Here is a 1,121-nt window from a genome sequence, read left to right on the forward strand (position 1 = left end):
TCCACCCGCTCCGCCGCGGCGTCCAGCCACTTGTGCAGGTGCGTGTTCTCCGGGAAGAGCTCCTTGATGGCCTTGTCCGTCACGGCGATATCTTCCGGATCCCCCGACAGGGCAACCCAGCGGAACGGGCCCAGGCCCTCGCAGAACAACGGACGGATATACGCCGGAACGAAACCAGGGAACTCAAACGCCCGGGTGTACCCGCCCTTGCGTGCCTCATCCCGGATCGAGTTGCCGTAATCAAAGACCTCGGCCCCGGCGTCCTGGAACTCCACCATCGCCTGGACCTGCCGGGCCATGGACGTCTGGGCCTTCTTGGTGAAGCCTTCCGGATCCGCCGCGGCCTCCGTGTGCCACTCCGCCACCGTGATGCCCTCCGGCAAGTACGACAACGGATCATGCGCGGACGTCTGGTCCGTGACCACATCAAAGGTCACCTCGCCGGCCTTRTGRCGGSSCAGCAGTTCCGGGAACACCTCCGCGGCGTTGCCCACAWASCCCACCGACCAGCCACGGCGCTCGGCCTTGGCCTTCTGGACCTTCGCGATCGCGGCATCCAGATCCGTTTCGACCTCATCCAGGTACCGCTTCCCGGCGCGGCGGCGCAGGCGGGTCTCGTCCACGTCCACGATCAGGCACGCACCATCATTCAGGGTCACGGCCAGCGGCTGCGCGCCGCCCATACCGCCACACCCACCGGTCAGGGTCAGGGTCCCAGCCAACGGTCCCTCCGACGAACCATCAGCAGCAGGCGCCGGGTGGCGGCCCTCCGCCGCGAGCTTATTACCCACCGCAGCAAAGGTTTCGTACGTGCCCTGCAGGATGCCCTGCGTACCGATGTAAATCCAGGACCCGGCCGTCATCTGCCCRTACATCATCAGGCCCTCGGCCTCCAGACGACGGAACTCAGGCCACGTCGCCCAGTCCCCCACCAAGTTCGAGTTCGCCAACAACACCCGCGGCGCCCACTCGTGGGTCCGGAACACACCCACCGGCTTGCCGGACTGCACCAGCAGGGTCTCGTCCTTCTCCATCGTCTCCAGGGTCCGGGTGATCGCATCAAACGCAGCCCAGGACCGGACAGCACGGCCCGTGCCGCCGTAAACCACCAAATCATCAGG

At 66.2% G+C, this 1,121-nt stretch carries 1 protein-coding gene; it reads right to left on the reverse strand.

What is annotated here, in order from left to right:
* Nucleotides 1-1,121 (reverse strand): urocanate hydratase (gene hutU, locus AC1DD5_RS25660; RefSeq protein ID WP_477523127.1); only part of this gene is annotated, 1,121 nt, incomplete at both ends.

The organism is Paenarthrobacter sp. 10L420 (genome assembly GCF_056395385.1).